The organism is Bradyrhizobium sp. 215_C5_N1_1 (genome assembly GCF_052075935.1).
Lineage (GTDB): Bacteria > Pseudomonadota > Alphaproteobacteria > Rhizobiales > Xanthobacteraceae > Bradyrhizobium > Bradyrhizobium barranii.
In genome coordinates, this window is sequence record NZ_CP197228.1 from 5,147,162 (window position 1) to 5,163,067 (window position 15,906).

General features: G+C 65.6%; 19 protein-coding genes and 1 pseudogene. 11 read left to right on the top strand and 9 right to left on the bottom strand.

Annotation, left to right across the window (positions count from 1 at the left end; genetic code table 11):
- The first annotated feature begins 22 nt into the window (after positions 1-22).
- The 11 genes and pseudogenes from AB7G19_RS24965 (at position 23) to AB7G19_RS25015 (ending at position 7,202) form a co-directional block, all read left to right on the top strand.
- Positions 23-1,081, top strand: coding sequence for an alcohol dehydrogenase (locus AB7G19_RS24965; protein ID WP_441268185.1), 1,059 nt, complete (start codon positions 23-25; stop codon positions 1,079-1,081).
- 168 nt (positions 1,082-1,249) lie between these two features.
- Positions 1,250-1,412: pseudogene (locus AB7G19_RS24970) on the top strand (Flp family type IVb pilin).
- 72 nt (positions 1,413-1,484) lie between these two features.
- Positions 1,485-1,721, top strand: a complete 237-nt coding sequence (locus AB7G19_RS24975; RefSeq protein ID WP_028157550.1) for a hypothetical protein — start codon at positions 1,485-1,487, stop codon at positions 1,719-1,721.
- Between the two features lie 242 nt (positions 1,722-1,963).
- A complete protein-coding gene (locus AB7G19_RS24980) occupies positions 1,964-2,674 on the top strand; it encodes a Crp/Fnr family transcriptional regulator (protein WP_441268186.1) in 711 nt (236 codons plus the stop codon).
- Positions 2,675-2,722: 48 nt separating this feature from the next.
- Positions 2,723-2,938, top strand: a complete 216-nt coding sequence (locus AB7G19_RS24985) for a DUF6894 family protein (protein ID WP_441268836.1) — start codon at positions 2,723-2,725, stop codon at positions 2,936-2,938.
- Between the two features lie 106 nt (positions 2,939-3,044).
- Entirely contained in the window at positions 3,045-3,236 is a 192-nt protein-coding gene (locus AB7G19_RS24990; RefSeq protein ID WP_063983688.1) for a hypothetical protein, read from the top strand.
- Between the two features lie 34 nt (positions 3,237-3,270).
- Positions 3,271-3,447, top strand: coding sequence for a hypothetical protein (locus AB7G19_RS24995; RefSeq protein ID WP_441268187.1), 177 nt, complete (start codon positions 3,271-3,273; stop codon positions 3,445-3,447).
- Between the two features lie 60 nt (positions 3,448-3,507).
- Positions 3,508-3,729: a hypothetical protein gene (locus AB7G19_RS25000; RefSeq protein ID WP_441268188.1), complete on the top strand. Its 222-nt coding sequence runs from the start codon at positions 3,508-3,510 to the stop codon at positions 3,727-3,729.
- Positions 3,730-3,918: 189 nt separating this feature from the next.
- The gene (locus tag AB7G19_RS25005; protein ID WP_441268189.1) at positions 3,919-5,265 is read left to right on the top strand and encodes a caspase family protein; all 1,347 of its coding nucleotides are present in this window, start codon (positions 3,919-3,921) and stop codon (positions 5,263-5,265) included.
- Between the two features lie 28 nt (positions 5,266-5,293).
- Positions 5,294-5,800 (top strand): hypothetical protein, encoded by a 507-nt coding sequence (locus AB7G19_RS25010; protein ID WP_441268190.1) that lies wholly within the window; start codon positions 5,294-5,296, stop codon positions 5,798-5,800.
- A gap of 151 nt (positions 5,801-5,951) precedes the next feature.
- Positions 5,952-7,202 (top strand): hypothetical protein, encoded by a 1,251-nt coding sequence (locus AB7G19_RS25015; protein ID WP_441268191.1) that lies wholly within the window; start codon positions 5,952-5,954, stop codon positions 7,200-7,202.
- On the opposite strand, the gene gmk is transcribed toward AB7G19_RS25015, so the two are convergent.
- From gmk to AB7G19_RS25060, 9 genes are all read right to left on the bottom strand, one after another.
- On the bottom strand, positions 7,135-7,794 hold the full coding sequence (gmk, locus tag AB7G19_RS25020; RefSeq protein WP_063983694.1) for a guanylate kinase: 660 nt from the start codon (positions 7,792-7,794) through the stop codon (positions 7,135-7,137). The genes AB7G19_RS25015 and gmk overlap by 68 nt on opposite strands.
- Positions 7,795-7,797: 3 nt before the next feature.
- On the bottom strand, positions 7,798-8,685 hold the full coding sequence (locus AB7G19_RS25025; protein WP_071914661.1) for a YicC/YloC family endoribonuclease: 888 nt from the start codon (positions 8,683-8,685) through the stop codon (positions 7,798-7,800).
- 116 nt (positions 8,686-8,801) lie between these two features.
- Entirely contained in the window at positions 8,802-10,079 is a 1,278-nt protein-coding gene (gene mltG, locus AB7G19_RS25030) for an endolytic transglycosylase MltG (RefSeq protein WP_441268192.1), read from the bottom strand.
- A 125-nt stretch (positions 10,080-10,204) separates the two neighbouring features.
- Positions 10,205-11,470 (bottom strand): beta-ketoacyl-ACP synthase II, encoded by a 1,266-nt coding sequence (gene fabF, locus AB7G19_RS25035; RefSeq protein WP_135215283.1) that lies wholly within the window; start codon positions 11,468-11,470, stop codon positions 10,205-10,207.
- Positions 11,471-11,578: 108 nt separating this feature from the next.
- Positions 11,579-11,818: an acyl carrier protein gene (locus tag AB7G19_RS25040; protein WP_008130699.1), complete on the bottom strand. Its 240-nt coding sequence runs from the start codon at positions 11,816-11,818 to the stop codon at positions 11,579-11,581.
- A gap of 307 nt (positions 11,819-12,125) precedes the next feature.
- Positions 12,126-12,863 (bottom strand): 3-oxoacyl-[acyl-carrier-protein] reductase, encoded by a 738-nt coding sequence (fabG, locus tag AB7G19_RS25045; RefSeq protein ID WP_028147729.1) that lies wholly within the window; start codon positions 12,861-12,863, stop codon positions 12,126-12,128.
- Positions 12,864-12,875: 12 nt separating this feature from the next.
- Positions 12,876-13,835, bottom strand: coding sequence for an ACP S-malonyltransferase (gene fabD, locus AB7G19_RS25050; RefSeq protein WP_441268193.1), 960 nt, complete (start codon positions 13,833-13,835; stop codon positions 12,876-12,878).
- 172 nt (positions 13,836-14,007) lie between these two features.
- Positions 14,008-15,033, bottom strand: a complete 1,026-nt coding sequence (locus tag AB7G19_RS25055; protein WP_441268194.1) for a fatty acid desaturase family protein — start codon at positions 15,031-15,033, stop codon at positions 14,008-14,010.
- Positions 15,034-15,036: 3 nt separating this feature from the next.
- Positions 15,037-15,741, bottom strand: coding sequence for a TetR/AcrR family transcriptional regulator C-terminal domain-containing protein (locus AB7G19_RS25060; RefSeq protein ID WP_282522315.1), 705 nt, complete (start codon positions 15,739-15,741; stop codon positions 15,037-15,039).
- Positions 15,742-15,906: the final 165 nt, after the last annotated feature.

Consider the following 15,906-nt stretch of genomic DNA (forward strand, 5'->3'; position numbering starts at 1 on the left):
CAGGAATTTCGGAGGAAGGAATATGGCGTTGATGCGTCGGCAGTCCCTGGTCAAGTTCGATGCGCCCTTGTGCGAGACCATCGTCGACACGCCGAAGCCGAAAGACCGCGAGGTGCTGGTGCGCATCGAGCGCTGCGGCCTCTGCCATTCCGACCTGCACATCCAGGACGGCTATGCCGATCTCGGCGGCGGCAAGAAGCTCGACACCACGCGCGGCATGACGCTGCCGTTCACGCTCGGCCACGAGATCGCGGGCGTGGTCGACGAAGTCGGCTCGGACGTGCCGGCGAACCTCGTCGGAGCCAAGAAGGCGGTGTTCCCGTGGATCGGCTGCGGCCAGTGCCGCGACTGCGCCAATGGCGACGAAAACCTTTGCGTGAAGCAGCGCTTCCTCGGCGTCTCCATCGATGGCGGCTTCGCCACCCACGTACTGGTGCCCGACGCGAAGTACCTGCTCGACTACGATCCCCTGCCCGTCAACCAGGCCGCGACCCTGATGTGCTCCGGCGTGACCGCCTACGGCGCGCTCAAGCGCCTGGTCGACCGTCCGCGCCAGCGCAATCTGCTGCTGATCGGCCTTGGCGGCGTCGGCATGATGGGCCTGTCGTTTGCGCAGGCGATGTTCAAGCAGCCAATCACGGTGGCCGATCTCTCGCCGGCCGCACGCGAGACCGCGCTGAAGAACGGCGCAGCCGTCGCCTACGATCCGTCCGAGCCCGACGTGATCAAGCGCATCCTGAAGGAAACCGAGGGCGGCTTCGACGAGGTGGTCGATTTCGCCGGCAATGAGAAGTCGATGGCCTTTGCCGTGGCGGTCGCCGCGCGCGGCGGCAAGGTCGTCGTCTCCGGCCTGATGGGCGGCCAGTTCACCCTGCCGATGGTGCAATGGGTCTACAAGCGCCTGACCGTCGAGGGCTTCATGGTCGGCACGCTCGCGGAAGCCCAGGAGCTGATGGCGCTCGCCCGCGCCGGCAAGATCAAGCCGACGCCGATGCGCGAGGAGCCGATGGGCGACGTCCAGAAATGGATCGACGAATTGCGCGCCGGCAAGGTCGTCGGCCGCATCGTGCTGAAGAACTGATGCGCAGGAAAATCCAGGCAGGCTTGGCGGCGGGACGAGGTCTCGCCGCCGCGCTTTCCTCCGCCGAATTAACCCGGAATTGACGCAAGCCCCGGTTCCAAATAGGGGAACCGGCAAGCCGCGAACTAAAGTCCTCGCCAGCTTTCTCTTTGGAATTCTGGTGAGGCCATGCAGACCATCCGCCGCTTCCTGGCCGATGAAACCGCAGCCACTGCGATCGAAAACGGCCTGATCGCAGCCGGCATCGCTGCTCGCGATCATCGCCGTGGTCGACAATCTCGGCTCGTCGTTGAAGTTGAAGTTCGGCTCGATCAGCACCTCGCTGAAGTAGCGCGAATCCAGCCCGCGCGCTGAAGGCACGTCACCGCGCGGAACGGCTGCGACCACACCGCGTTGGCAGCGCATGTCCATTCGTTGCACCGTCGAAAGCGCATTCTTCATCGCCTGGAGCTTCCTGGAGCAGAGCGGCGAGCTCGGACCTCCGGACGAGACCGCCAACACCATTCTGGATGCCATCGAAGCGCAGCTCAGGACCGGTGAGCGCCGGCAGTTGATGCTCGCCAACAAGGCGATCGGTGCCTACCGCAAGCAGGTGGCCCAAAGCCGCCTCCTGGCCGAACGCCAGATCCGTCTCGGATAAGAGCCCGCGGCGCCCCACAAGCGCTGGCTCATTTGGAAATTCCGTAGTTCTCCGGATGAGAACAAAGTTCGCAGCGTGTCCTGCGGGCAACGCCGGACGGCGCGACGCCTCGCTGCTGCGAACTTTTCGGTTTCCCGCAAGCACTTGTGTTCACTTTGGAACTGTCGGTTCCTGCGCGGAAACGTAGGGTTTTTCCTGGAGACGCCGATTCCCGGCCAACGAAGAGCCCAGAGACAAGAAGAGTGACCGGCCGGCCCAGGAACGATCTGCTGCGAAGGCTCAGCGCCCAGGATTTCGAGCTGCTCGCGCCGCACCTGCAATCGGTCGAGGTCGCCGCGAACCACGTTCTGCATCACGCCGGCGACGGCATCTCCGTGGTCCACTTCCCCTGCGGCCCTGCGTTCGTGTCGTTCGCGGTGCCGGTTGAGGATGACCGCGAGGTCGAAAGTCTCCTGGTGGGCCGCGAGGGCGGGGTCGGTCTTTCCGCAGGCCGCAGCCCGTCGCTGGCCTTTTCCCGCGTCGTCGTGAAGGTCGGCGGCACGCTGGTCCGCCTGCCGCTGCGCGCGCTCGAGCAGACGCAGCAGCGATCGCCCAGCATGCATGAGATTTTTTCGCGCTACGCAGCCTGCCAGTTCGCACAGCTGCTCCAGACCGCGGCCTGCAACGCGGCGCATTCGATCGAGCAACGCGCGGCGAAATGGATCATTGCGGCCCGAGAGCATATCGGCAGCGACGAAATCCGCCTTACCCATGAGCAGCTCGCCGGCATGCTCGGCGTCTCCCGCAGCTATGCCAGCCGCGTCATCCAGACGTTCAAGGCCAGGCGCATCCTCGCGACCCGCCGCGGCGCCATCCTGATTCTCGATGCGCCGGCACTCGAGACAAGCGCCTGCACCTGCAACGGCGCGGTGAAGAAGCACTTTCGCGAAGTGCTGGGACGCTCGGCGGGCTAGAACAATCCGCGCAGCCGGAACATATTCGCGTGGCCCGCATTGCCCGACATGGCGCGGTACTTCTTTCATTTCGAGGGCCAGCAACCTCACACCGACACGACCGGTGAAACGCTCCTCGACGACGATGCCGCCTGGCGCGAAGCCGTCCACCTCTCCCGCGACGTCGAGCATGCGCTGCGCCCCGGCGACAGCTGGACGCTCAGCGTGTTTGACGGAAGCGAGCCTGTCTTCGTGCTTGCAATGGTGACACGGCGGTTTCGCTGACAGCCCTTCCCGTCGCCTCCGCACCGATCACATCAGACCACCAATTGGAACGCCGCGAATGTCCCATGCGTTGGCATCTCGTGAGGCAACGACGGAGTCAAAGCCCATGACGAAGCCGCTGACGAAAACGGTCAAGCCTGTTCCCGCGGAGAACCAGAGCCACAAGGGTCCCGGCAGCACGCCGTCAATTCCGCTCGACACCACCAAGGGCCATCGCGACGACGAGAAGCAGAACATTCGCGAACAGGCCGAGCACGGCAACATCACCCAGAACACCACGAACAGGCGCATGGGCTAAAAGACCAGGGGGATCGAAGAGAGGAGACACGAACTTGGTCGATCTCGGCAAATGGTACGATCCGATATCCGAGCGCTGGATCGCACCACGTGAATCACGACTGGAGGAAAAATCCTCTGATGCAAGCGAGAACCACGTCCTTGAGCTGCAGCGGACCATCGAAGTTCGCCGCATCTGGCGCGCACTTGTCGATTGCTGCGCCCGCGACTGATGCTCTTGCGTGCACGCCGCGGCGGAGTAACCGCCGCCGGCCGCGCCGTTGTATCCCCGCATGAACGATCCCGCATCACCCGCAGGGCCCGTCGCAACCGCGATGCGCTATCTGTCGACCATCGTCAGCTGCGCCTGCCTGCTGCTGGCCGCGATCTGCATCGCCATCGCCTGTCAGGTCTTCATCCAGACCGGCGTATTCGCGCAGTCCTACGCGATGGTGGGGCTGATCGGCACTGCGCTGGGGTGTCTAGCGCTGACGCTGGCGCGGGTCTGGAAGTAAACACCGATCCATCCCTCATCATTCCGGCGTGCGTGGCCCGGGGTGGATGCCCGGGACAAGCCCGGGCATGACGGCCTGCAACGCTCCCATGCGATTGCCCTGCACAGAATGTCGCACCGCTTTTCGCCGGGGCGCCGGGCTGGTAGATTGGCGTCATTGCCTTGAAGAGTTTTCGCTTTGGGGGTTTTCATGCGCGCGAGGATTTTCAATCGCGTCGTGGGGCTGGCGGCGCTGGCTGCAGCCCTGCTTGTCGCCGGGGCGGCGCCGGCCTCGGCCGAGAAGCGCATTGCGCTGGTCGTCGGCAACTCCGCCTACAAGAACATCACGCCGCTCGACAACCCGTCCAAGGACGCGAGCCTGATGGCGGAGACGCTTGGCGCGCTCGGCTTCACGCTGGTCGGCGGGCGACCCCAGCTCGATCTCGACAAGGGCGCGATGGATATCGCGGTGCAGAGCTTTGGCCGGCAGGTCCAGGGCGCCGACGTCGCGCTGTTCTATTATGCCGGCCACGGCGTGCAAGTCGCCGGCTCCAACTATCTCGTGCCTGTCGGCGCCAATCCGACGCGCGAGGCCGATGTCGATTTCCAGATGACCGACGTCAACCTCGTGCTGCGGCAGATGCAGGGATCGGGTACGCGCCTCAACCTCGTGATCCTCGACGCCTGCCGCAACAACCCGTTTGGCTCGCGCGGCCTGCGATCCTCCGACGGCGGCCTTGCGCAGATGCGCGCGCCGGAGGGCACGCTGATCTCCTACGCGACGCAGCCCGGCAACGTCGCGCAGGACGGCAGCGACGGCCACAGCCCCTACACCAAGGCGCTGGCGGCGACGGTCCGGACCGCGGGCCTCGACGTGTTCCAGACCTTCAACCAGGTCGGCCTCGCCGTGAAGCGCGCCACATCAGGCGCGCAGCAGCCCTGGGTGTCGTCCTCGCCGATCGACGGCACCTTCTATTTCGTGCCGCCGACGCAAAGCCCGCCGCCGCAGGTCGCCGCGATGCAGCCCGATCCGCTGCCGGCGGATCGGCTGCGCGCCGATCCCGATCGCGTGCCGCTGCGCGATGCCGCGCTGCTGAGCGAATTGAGCGAGCGGCTCTACGAGCTCAATTTCGATCCTGACACGCCCGATGGACTGACCCGTGCGATCACCAAGCTCCAGCAGCGGATCTCGATGGCGCCGACGGGCGAGGCAACCGAAGGCCTGCTGCTGCGGATGCGCAAGATGGAGGATCTGAAGCCGTGGGGCTCGATCGTGTACGGTCCCGACAGCAGCAAATGGGGCATATCGTGGAACCACGCCTCGCGGCGCGCGGCGGTGGCGGATGCGCGCGGCAATTGCGCCGGCGCCAAATGTCCGATCGAGCTCTCCTTCTACGGCAACCGCTGCGGCGCGTTCGCGATATCAGACAAATCCTGGTCGTTGGTCCAGCGCGACAGCATCCAGCACGCCAGGGATGCCGCGCTTGACGAATGCGGCAAGGCTGGCAAAGCTTGCCGCATTATCGGATCCGTCTGCGCCGACGGCTCCGGCCGCTGATACCTTTTTCATTTCGGATTGTTTCCTCATGCCCAATGCCGTCGTCCGTACGATCGCCCTTGCGTCCCTCCTCAACCTCGCCCTCGCCTCGTCGTCCGCCTTCGCGCAGTCCGGCAGCGCCGGCGGCTCGATCGGCAACGACGAAAAGTCGCTGTCCGGCTCGCGCCAGGATACTTCTTCAGGCCGCTCGGCCGAACCGGCCGCGCCCTCACGCCGGAGCAAGCCGGCGACCGAGGAACGCTCGTCGCCTCGGCGAAGCGGAGGTGGAGGTGGCGGCGGTGGTTTCGACGGTGCCTGGGCGGTCGTCAGCGTTGGTTGCGGCGGCAGCACGAGCGGCGCTGTCGTCGTGAGCTCGGGCAAGATCATCGGCGAAGGCGTTCGCGGAACCGTCAGCACGGGCGGCTCGGTCAGCACGTTCGGCCAGGGCCAGGGCGTGACCTTCACCAGCACAGGCCGGCTCTCGGGCCGCAGTGGTTCCGGAACGTGGCGCCGCTCCGACGGCTGCGGCGGAACCTGGAGTTCGGCGAAGCAATAGCCCTCGAAAACGCCTGAATTCGCAGCGGAACGAACGCCGCGCAGGCCCGATTCAAGCCACATCCTCTCCGGATTTGCGGCTCATTGCCACCCAAGTCTTTGATGACAAAGGGAAGGTAAAGAGTTGCGTTATGCGTAATCGGGAGACCAGGATGGGCAACCGCACCGCGAAGTTCATATCTGCGCTTGTCGGCAGCATCATCGCCGGCGCACCACTGGCCGCCGTGTCGCAGAATGCGCCGGAGGCAACGAGCTCGGCAAATGCCGCCAGCGACTGCCTCGCCTCGCCAAAGGGCGTCGCGCCGCAGGGGCAGCATTGGTACTATCGCCTGGAGCGCGGGAGCAAGCGGCAATGCTGGTATCTGCGCGCCGAAGGCAGCAAGGACAGCGCCAAGGCCGTGCAGACCGCGCAGGCTGCGCCCGATGCACCGACGGCAGATTCAGCAGCGCCGCAGCAGCAGCACCCAGTGCAGGACGCACGCGCCGAATATCTGACGCCGCAGGGCAATACCGCGCCGACGACGCCGAATGCGCCCGCACCAGCGAAACCGGCGCCGATGCAACAAGCTGCCACTCCCTCCGCCGACAGCAACGCGCAGCAGCCCCCGGTCGCCACGCGCTGGCCCGATGCCTCCGCCGCGGCTCCGTCGCCCGCACCGCAGGCTGCGCCCGCTCCTGTCGCCTCGCCGGCACCGCCGAGCGCGAAGCCGTCAAAATCCCCTGCCCCGGTCGCGCTTGCCGCAGCAGATGCCACCACCGATAAAGCGACCGGCTCGCTCCAGACGCTGCTGCTCGTGATCGGTGGCGCGCTGGCGCTCGCCGGCCTCCTCGCCAGCATCATCTATCGCTTCGCAGGCGGACGACGCGTCCGCGTCCAGGATCGTCGCGTCAATTGGGACAATCGGGAGCCGCACGACGACGGCCGCGCACCCTGGCTCGAGGAGGCGATGCCGACTGCCGCGCCGCGCGCGCAGCAGCCGCGCCCGGTGGATTTCGATGCCGCCCGTCCCCAGGCGGCCGCGCGTCGCCAAGCCCCCCAACGCGAAGCCACTCAGCGCGAAGCCGCGCAGCTCGAGGCGATCGATCACGCGATCGATGCCGTCGATCAGCGGGCGCCCCAAGCCCGCAACGAGGTCGCAGAGCTCGACGAGGCCAACATGTTCAACGGAGAGTTCGAGATCGAGGCATCGGCCCCCCGGCTCGCGGCCAACGACATCAATGACAAGGGGTCGGCCGATCGCGATGACGATGTGCAGATCGAGGATGCCGTCGACGTCGACGTGATCACGGCGATGCTGGAACGGCTGGCGCAGGAAGGACCGCGCCTCGCGAAGCCTAACCTTGAAGCTGGCCTTGCAAACCTCGTACGAAACCAACGAGGCCAGTCCGCCGCTCGCGCTTGAGGCGCTCGGCCTTCAGGATCGACTGCACTTCGGCAAACGCCTCGTCGACCGCGTGGTTGATGACGATGTAGTCGTACTCGGCCCAGTGGCTCATCTCGTGGCTGGCGCGGCTCATGCGCTTGCGGATCACCTCGTCGGAATCCTGCGCGCGCGAATGCAGCCGCTTCTCGAGATCGGCGGCCGAGGGCGGCAAGATGAAGACGCTGACGACGTCCGCGCGCGCCTTCTCGCGGAGCTGCTGCGTGCCCTGCCAGTCGATGTCGAACAGCACGTCCTGCCCGGCCGACAGCGCCGCCTCGACCGGCGCACGCGGCGTGCCGTAGCTGTTGTCGAACACCGTCGCCCATTCCAGCAGCTCGTCGCCCTTCACCATCGCGCCGAACCTGGCCTTGTCGACGAACAGGTAGTCGCGGCCGTCGACCTCGCCCGGCCGCATCGCCCGCGTGGTCGCGGAGACCGACATCCGCAGGCCGGGCATGCGGTCGATCAGTAGACGCGACAGCGTCGTCTTGCCCGCGCCCGACGGCGAGGACAGCACGAACATCAAACCACGCCGCTCGACACCGTCAGTTCCGTGACCGCCCGTCGTCATCGATCACTCCAGATTCTGGACCTGTTCGCGGAATTGCTCGACCACGTTCTTCATGGCCAGGCCCGTATTGGTCAGCTCGATGTCGTTCGACTTCGAGCAGCAGGTGTTGACCTCGCGATGAAACTCCTGCGCCAGGAAGTCGAGCTTGCGGCCGATCGGGCCGCCCTTGCCGATCAGCTCGCGCGCCTGCGCGATGTGGGAGGCGATGCGGTCGAGCTCCTCGCGGATGTCGGCCCTGGTGGCGATCAGGATCGCCTCCTGCATCAGGCGGTCGGAATCGAAACGGTCGGAGGTGTCGAGCAGGGTCGCGATCTGCTCGGCGAGCCTCGCCTTGATCGCCTCGGGCTTGCGGCCAGGCGCAGCTTCCGCCTTCCTCGCCAGCGCCTCGACCTCGTCGACCCGCTGGGTCAGGATCTGCCCGAGCGACGTGCCCTCGCGCTTGCGCATCTCGACAAGATCGGCGAGCGCCTTGTCGAAGGCCTCCGCGGCCGCGGCACGCGCGGCCTTGTCCTCCTCCTCGTCACCCTCGGGCTCGGCGACCTCGACGACGCCCTTGATGGCGAGCAGGCCGTCGACGCTCGGCGCAACCGCGTCGACCTTGCCGGCGATCATCGCGGCCGCCTTCAGGACGGCGTTGAGCACGTCCTCGTTGACGCGGACGGAGGCTGCGGCGTTGGCACGCTTGACGTTGAGATTGGCGTAGACGGTGCCGCGCGACAAAAGCTCGCCGGCGCGCTTCTTGGCGTGGGCCTCGAGCTCGTCGAACCCCTGCGGCAACCGCACCCTGAGGTCAAAGCCCTTGGCGTTGACCGACTTCAATTCCCATTCGAACGTATACGGCCCGCTAGCGCCGTGGCTTCGGGCAAAGCCGGTCATGGACGACAGCGCCATCAGGTCAATTTCTCCGGAAACACAGGATTCGCGAGGCCCATCAGGCCACGCGAATCTTAAGACTATTTTGCAGGAAAGTGGAATCCGCAAAGTCCCGCAGGCAGGTCTGCGCGAACCTAGCGCTGGACCACCGGCGGCGACGGCTGCACCGCGCCCTGGCGGGCGGGCGCGGGACCAGCGGGGCGAGCGGCTGGCGGCTTTTTCTGCTGATTGGGCCGCGCCGGCGTGGTCGCGGTCGGCGGATCCGCGGCAGCGCCGGGCGCGGCGGCTGCCGGCGGCTGCGCATCCTCGACCGGCTCGACCGTGTCGTTCTGGATCTGCTTCTCCATCGCGCGCAGCTTGGCGACGTTCTTCTGGTGCGCGTCGTAGGTTTCGGTGAAGGCATGCCCGCCGGTGCCGTCGGCGACGAAATAGAGGTCGCGGGTGCGGGCCGGGTTGGCGGTGGCTTCCAGCGAGGCGCGGCCGGGGTTGGAGATCGGCCCGGGCGGCAGTCCCTCGATCACATAGGTGTTGTAGGGCGAAGGCTGCGTGATCTCGCTGCGCTTGATCGGACGGCCGAGCGTACCCTTGCCGCCGACAAGGCCGTAGATGATGGTCGGATCGGACTGCAGCTTGATTTTCTGCTTGAGCCGGTTGGCGAATACGGCAGCGACACGGCTTCGCTCGTCCGGCTTGCCGGTCTCCTTCTCGACGATCGAGGCCAGCGTCACCAGTTGCTCCGGCGATTTCACCGGAATGTCCTGGCTGCGGCGCTCCCAGATCTCGGCCAGCACGCGCTTGTGCGCCTGTTGCATGCGCTGGATCACCTGATCGCGCGGGGTCCCGCGCGGGAACTTGTAGGTCTCGGGCAGCAGCGTGCCTTCACGCGGCAATTCGCGGACGCTGCCGGTGAAGATGTCGTTGTCGGACAGCCGCGCCACGATCTGCTCGGAGGTCAGGCCTTCCGGGATCGTGACGGAATGCTGCACCACCTTGCCCTCGACGATGGTGGCGATGACGTCGCGCAAGGAGGCGTTCTTCTGGAACGAATACTCACCCGGCTTCAGGTCCGAGCTCGCCTTCAGCGCGGCGACGCTGGCGATGAACACCCACGGATTGACGTCGGCCACGCCTTCCCGGTTCAGCGTCTCAGCGATGTCGCGCTTGCCGGCCCGCTGCGGGATGTTGACGATCTTGTCTTCCTTCAGCGGCCCCGGCGCCTCGAGCAATTGCCGGCCGTAATAGTAGACGCCGCCGGCGCCGAGCATGGCGATCAGCAGAAGGGTGATGATGGCGTTGCCGACGATCACGAAGGGATTGCGCGCCCGGTCCGATCGCCTCGGCGGCGGCGGAACCTGCTCGGGCTCCAGCGCTGCCCGCGGACTCCGGGGCGAAATGGGCGGCCTTTCACTCATCGAAGCAACCTGAATCCTGCCGGTTCAATCGCGGCCAGACAATCGCTTGTCGAGCCAATGCACGCGCCCACGGGGTATGACTATCGCTGAATACGGCAAAACGGTGGATTCGTTTCAAACGCAAACTAATGAACCAGACGGCGGAAGATCACCGACGCGTTGGTACCGCCAAAACCAAAAGAATTCGACAACGCGACGTTGACCTCGCGCTGCTTCGCAATGTGCGGCACGAGATCGATCGCAGTCTCCACCGACGGATTGTCCAGATTGATGGTCGGCGGCACGACATTATCGCGAATCGCGAGAATGGCGAAGATCGCCTCGATCGCGCCGGCGGCACCAAGGAGATGGCCGGTCGAGGATTTGGTCGAGGACATCGCGACCTTGGAAGCGGCGTTGCCGAGCAGCCGCTCGACCGCACCGAGCTCGATCTCGTCGCCGAGCGGTGTCGAGGTGCCGTGGGCGTTGATGTAGTCGAGATCGGATGCCGTGAGGCCGGCGCGCTTGAGCGCTGCCGCCATGCTGCGGAAGCCGCCATCGCCATCGGGCGACGGCGAGGTGATGTGATAGGCATCGCCCGAAAGACCGTAGCCGATCACCTCGGCGTAGATCTTGGCGCTGCGACGCTGAGCGTGCTCGAGTTCTTCCAGGACGAGGACGCCGGCGCCCTCGCCCATCACGAAGCCGTCGCGGTCCTTGTCGTAGGGGCGCGATGCCTTCTCGGGCGTTTCGTTGAAGCCGGTCGAGAGCGCGCGCGCGGCATTGAAGCCGGCAATGCCGATCCGGCTGATCGGCGACTCGGCGCCGCCGGCAACCATGACGTCGGCATCGCCCAGCGCAATCAGACGGGCGGCGTCGCCGACCGCATGTGCACCGGTCGAACAGGCCGTGACCACCGAATGGTTGGGCCCCTTCAGGCCGTGCGCGATCGAGACGTAGCCGGAGGCAAGATTGATGAGGCGGCCCGGAATGAAGAACGGCGACACCCGGCGCGGTCCGCGCTCCTTCAGGAGGATCGCGGTTTCGGCAATGCCGGTGAGGCCGCCGATGCCGGAACCGATCATGGTGCCGGTCGCACACTTGTCCTCTTCGGTCTCGGGATGCCAGTTGGCATCATCGAGCGCCTGGCCGGCTGCGGCCATGCCGAAGATGATGAAGTCGTCGACCTTGCGCTGGTCCTTCGGCTCCATCCAGGTATCGGGATTGAAAGTATCGTTCGTGCCGTCGCCGCGCACGACGGTGCAGGCGTATTTGGTCTGAAGATCGGAGACATCGAAGCTCTCGATCCTGCGTGCGCCGCTTTCGCCGTTGAGGATGCGTTTCCAGGTCGGTTCGACGCCGCAGCCGAGCGGCGACACCATGCCGAGACCAGTGACGACAACCCGCCTCATATTCGAAAACTCCGCATCGAAAGATTCACGGCCAATAACAAGAAACCGGCTGACCGCTGGTCAGCGGCCCGTCCGGTTTCAATGTTGTCCCCGCGAAAATGAAGAGCCTTAGCTCTTCGCGTTCTTCTCGAGAAACTTCGTGGCGTCGCCGACGGTGAGAATCGTCTCCGCGGCGTCGTCCGGAATCTCGCAACCGAATTCTTCTTCGAACGCCATCACCAGCTCGACGGTGTCCAGACTGTCGGCGCCGAGGTCGTCGATGAAGCTCGCAGCGTCGACAACCTTCTCGGGTTCAACACCAAGGTGTTCGACCACGATCTTCTTAACCCGCTCGCCAATGTCACTCATTGCATAACCTCGTGTTGTTCCCTGTAGACCCGACCCCCCGGGACGATACGAGCCGTCGTGGTCGTTGACTGCCTTCGCTTACGAACTTTGATTGGCCCCATCTTAACCGATGCAGGCCCGGCGAGACGGCCAAGGCTCCGCATCGCCAATATACAGGGTTTCAAAAACCTGCAATGGCGTTCTTTGCCCATCCGTTGAGCGTCCGGTTATCATACTTCAACTGCCTTGACTACAAGCCTCATTTCGCACCGGAAACGGCCGTTTGCCGCATCCCGCACCGCCCATGTGGGCAGTGCGGAAGGAGACGTCAGATCATGGCCATGCCGCCGTTGACGTGGATGGTTTGTCCCGTGACGTAGGCCGCTTCGTTCGAACTCAGGTAGACGGCGGCGGCTGCGATGTCCTCCGGCGTCCCCAGGCGGGCAGCCGGAACCTTGGCCAGAATCGTCTCGCGCTGCTTGTCGTTGAGCGCATCGGTCATCGGCGTCTTGATGAAGCCCGGCGCGATGCAGTTCGCGGTCACGCCGCGCTTGGCGTATTCGGCACCGAGCGTCTTGATCATGCCGATCAGGCCGGCCTTCGATGCCGTGTAGTTGCCCTGCCCGGGATTGCCGGTGACGCCGACGATCGACGTGATGGCAATGATACGGCCGAAGCGCTTGCGCATCATCAGCTTGGTCGCGGCGCGCGCCAGGCGGAAGGTCGAGGTCAGATTGATGTTGATGACCTCCTCCCAGTCCTCGTCACGGAGCTGGACGAAGAGATTGTCGCGGGTGATGCCGGCGTTGGCGACGAGAATGTCGACCTGTCCCATCGCGGCTTCCGCAGCGGGCACCAGCGCCTCGACCTCGTCGGCCTTGGAGAGATTGCAGGGCAGCACATGGGTACGCTCGCCGAGCTTGCCGGCAAGCTCATCCAGCACTTCCTTGCGCGTTCCGGAAATCGCAACGGTAGCACCCTGCGCGTGCAGCGCCTGCGCGATCGCACCGCCGATGCCGCCGGTCGCGCCGGTGACGAGCGCCTTTTTGCCAGTCAGGTCGAACATTGAAAAACTCCTCTAGGCCTGCTTCGCAGCGGCCAATGCATCCTTGGCGGCGGCAATGTCGTTGGGACCACCGACCGACACGCCGACAGCGCCGTCCGCAATGCGCTTGACGAGACCAGACAGCACCTTGCCAGCGCCGATCTCGAAGAAGCGGTTGACGCCCTGCCCTGCCATATAGGCAACCGACTCGCGCCAGCGCACTGTGCCGGTGACTTGCTCGACCAGGCGGCGACGGATCTCGTCGGGATCGGTGATGGCGCTCGCCAGCACGTTCGACACCAGCGGCGCCGCCGGCGCCTTGATCGTGACCTTCGCCAGCGCCTCCGCCATGGCGTCGGCGGCGGGCTGCATCAACTTGCAATGGAACGGTGCGGACACCGGCAGCAGCATTGCGCGCTTGGCACCCTTGGTCTTGGCAATCTCGACGGCGCGATCGACCGCAGCCTTGTCGCCGGAGACGACAACCTGCCCGCCACCATTGTCGTTGGCGGCCTGGCAGACCTGGCCCTGTGCCGCCTCGCCTGCGACCTCCATGGCGGCCTCGTAGTCGAGACCAAGGAGAGCGGCCATCGCGCCGGCGCCGACCGGCACGGCTTTTTGCATTGCGAGACCGCGGGTGCGAAGCAACCGCGCGGTATCCGAGATCGTCAGGCTGCCGGCCGCAGCCAGCGCCGAATATTCACCGAGCGAGTGGCCGGCGACGAAGGCCGCGTCCCGTCCCACGGAAAACCCGGCTTCGGCCTCCAGCACGCGCAGGGTGGCGACAGATACCGCCATCAGCGCCGGCTGGGCGTTCTCTGTAAGCTGGAGCGTTTCTGCAGGACCATCCCAGATGATCGCCGTCAGCTTCTCCCCAAGCGCGGCATCGATCTCGTCGAACACGGCGCGCGCCACCGGAAAGGCGTCGGCCAGGGCCTTGCCCATGCCAACCGCCTGGGACCCCTGCCCTGGAAATGTGAATGCTGCCGTCATCGGCGCTCCCTGCTTGTCGGGCGTGATCCCTGCGAGAACCGGCAGCCGATGACGCACGGCCTTAGGCCATGGTTCCGGATCATGCTCCAAAGGGGGCCGTAGACACTGTCCGGGGCCGGAATGTCAAGCCAAGATAGGAACTTCGCCCGGGATTCAACGGGGAATGCTGGCCCTAAAATCCACCATTGGTCTGATTGGCGTCGACCGCCGCCCCTGCCTGCGCGCGGCGCGCGCTGTTCACGAGTTGCCCCGGCCGGTCATCCCGGTCCGGCTTCGCGGTCGCCAGCCGCAGCACCGCGGCGTAGCCCGGCTGCACCTCCATGCGATCTGCGTGCCGGCTCGCACTCAGCAGCCGATGCACCTTCGGCAGATTGTAGCAGGGCACGTAGAACAAGAGATGATGCTCGAGGTGATAGTTCACGTAGTACGGCGCGATGAACAGCCGCTCGAGGAAATTCGCATGCGTGGTGCGGGTGTTGCGCAAGGGATCGCTGCTGTCGGGCACGACGGCGTGTTCGGCGATGTTGCGGATACGGGTGATGACCATCATCCAGGTCAATAGCGGCACCAGCCATAGCAGCGGATAGGCCCACCATACGCCGGCTGCCGCGAGCGCTGCGAACATCGCGGCGTTGGCGAGACATTGCGGGCCGAGTTTCTCCCAGAAATGCGCCGCGCGCTGCCGCAACGTCCAGTCCTTCGGCCCGAGCGCATTGAGCAGTTGCGCCTTGCGCTGCTGGTAGCCGGTCTGCCCGGTGATGTCGCGAATGAATTTGCGACGATAGCTCAGCCTGGTGATCGGAAACGGCGCCGACAGCACGAGATCGGGGTCGTCCTCCTGCTGGGTGCGCGCGTGATGCTGAAGGTGGTAGCGCCGATAGCTGCGCGTCTCCGCGAAGAGAGGATAGGCACAGAACCATTGGCTCAGGGCCAGATTGGTCTTCTCGTCAGCGGACAGGCAGCCATGCGCGCCGTCATGCATCAGGATCGCGAGCCCGAGCTGGCGCGAACCGATGATGGCTACGGCGAGAATGTAGGTGATCGGGTTGGGCCACCACGCGACCAACGCGATCGCTGCGACAATGAGTGCCCAGGCGTGGGCGATCAGCGCGACGCCTTTCCAGGTCACGCGCTGGCGCACGTCGGCGAGCTGGTCGTCGGTCAGCAAATCGCGGGCACGCATGCGAAGTGCGGTCATGGCCTAACCCTCCTCATTTGAACTGCCAGATGCGTCGCGCTCGTCGACCAGACGGAGCCGCGCCGTGTCGCTGGCTGATTTCGCCTGCTCGCCGAGCACACGCAGCATCTCGGCGCACAATTCATCCGGCGACCGGCCCATCGCGTACCCCTCGAGAATGACGCCGATGGCGACGGCCCAGAACCGCCGCGAGCTTTCGTCGGGCGCACGCAGGGAGCGCCAGCCGTGCCGCGCGACCTGGCTCGCATAGGCGCGTGCGCCTTCACCGTGCAGGCGCTCGATGGTGCGCTCGACCAGCGGCGCAAGATCCTGGCGCCGCCGGGTCAGCGTCAGCGCCTCGGCGAAGAAGGCGACCGAATCGCTCGCCGTCACGGTCTCGGCCAGCGCACGGGTGTAGTCCCGCGGCGTGCGCGCTTTCAGCGCCGCCTGCTCCGTCGCCCGCGCCAGATACAGCAGCTCGCGGCAGGCGCATTCGACGAACAGCGCCTCCTTGGTGCGGAAGTAATAGGTGATCTGGCTCGGGAACGCGTCCGCGGCGGCGGCGATGTCGGTGATGGCCGTGCCGGACAGCCCCCGCTCCCTGAACAGCGGGCTCGCCGCATCCAGCAGCAGCGACCGCATCTTGCGGCCGGCCGAACGTGTGGCCCGTGCCGCATGCTTGGGGTCGCCAGCCGCCTCGAACGGCTCATGGACCGACTTTTCCGCCATCGGGGTCCTCTGCGTTGATTTATTTGTATGCTATACAAACAAACAAATCAAGCTGGTATGGCCCGGGAGGACCGGTCCCGCTGCCCGCACCGGAACCATCCGGGCCGAAAGCACGGCCTCCAACCTTGCAAAGCCGGCCAAAATCAGTATAAGCGCGCCATCCGC

Coding starts and splice junctions, on each gene's coding strand:
- AB7G19_RS24965 (WP_441268185.1), top strand. CDS start 23: ATGGCGTTGATGCGTCGGCAGTCCCTGGTCAAGTTCGATGCGCCCTTG.
- AB7G19_RS24975 (WP_028157550.1), top strand. CDS start 1,485: ATGTCCATTCGTTGCACCGTCGAAAGCGCATTCTTCATCGCCTGGAGC.
- AB7G19_RS24985 (WP_441268836.1), top strand. CDS start 2,723: ATGGCGCGGTACTTCTTTCATTTCGAGGGCCAGCAACCTCACACCGAC.
- AB7G19_RS24990 (WP_063983688.1), top strand. CDS start 3,045: ATGACGAAGCCGCTGACGAAAACGGTCAAGCCTGTTCCCGCGGAGAAC.
- AB7G19_RS25000 (WP_441268188.1), top strand. CDS start 3,508: ATGAACGATCCCGCATCACCCGCAGGGCCCGTCGCAACCGCGATGCGC.
- AB7G19_RS25005 (WP_441268189.1), top strand. CDS start 3,919: ATGCGCGCGAGGATTTTCAATCGCGTCGTGGGGCTGGCGGCGCTGGCT.
- AB7G19_RS25010 (WP_441268190.1), top strand. CDS start 5,294: ATGCCCAATGCCGTCGTCCGTACGATCGCCCTTGCGTCCCTCCTCAAC.
- AB7G19_RS25015 (WP_441268191.1), top strand. CDS start 5,952: ATGGGCAACCGCACCGCGAAGTTCATATCTGCGCTTGTCGGCAGCATC.
- gmk (WP_063983694.1), bottom strand. CDS start 7,794: ATGACGACGGGCGGTCACGGAACTGACGGTGTCGAGCGGCGTGGTTTG.
- AB7G19_RS25025 (WP_071914661.1), bottom strand. CDS start 8,685: ATGGCGCTGTCGTCCATGACCGGCTTTGCCCGAAGCCACGGCGCTAGC.
- mltG (WP_441268192.1), bottom strand. CDS start 10,079: ATGAGTGAAAGGCCGCCCATTTCGCCCCGGAGTCCGCGGGCAGCGCTG.
- fabF (WP_135215283.1), bottom strand. CDS start 11,470: ATGAGGCGGGTTGTCGTCACTGGTCTCGGCATGGTGTCGCCGCTCGGC.
- AB7G19_RS25040 (WP_008130699.1), bottom strand. CDS start 11,818: ATGAGTGACATTGGCGAGCGGGTTAAGAAGATCGTGGTCGAACACCTT.
- fabG (WP_028147729.1), bottom strand. CDS start 12,863: ATGTTCGACCTGACTGGCAAAAAGGCGCTCGTCACCGGCGCGACCGGC.
- fabD (WP_441268193.1), bottom strand. CDS start 13,835: ATGACGGCAGCATTCACATTTCCAGGGCAGGGGTCCCAGGCGGTTGGC.
- AB7G19_RS25055 (WP_441268194.1), bottom strand. CDS start 15,033: ATGACCGCACTTCGCATGCGTGCCCGCGATTTGCTGACCGACGACCAG.
- AB7G19_RS25060 (WP_282522315.1), bottom strand. CDS start 15,741: ATGGCGGAAAAGTCGGTCCATGAGCCGTTCGAGGCGGCTGGCGACCCC.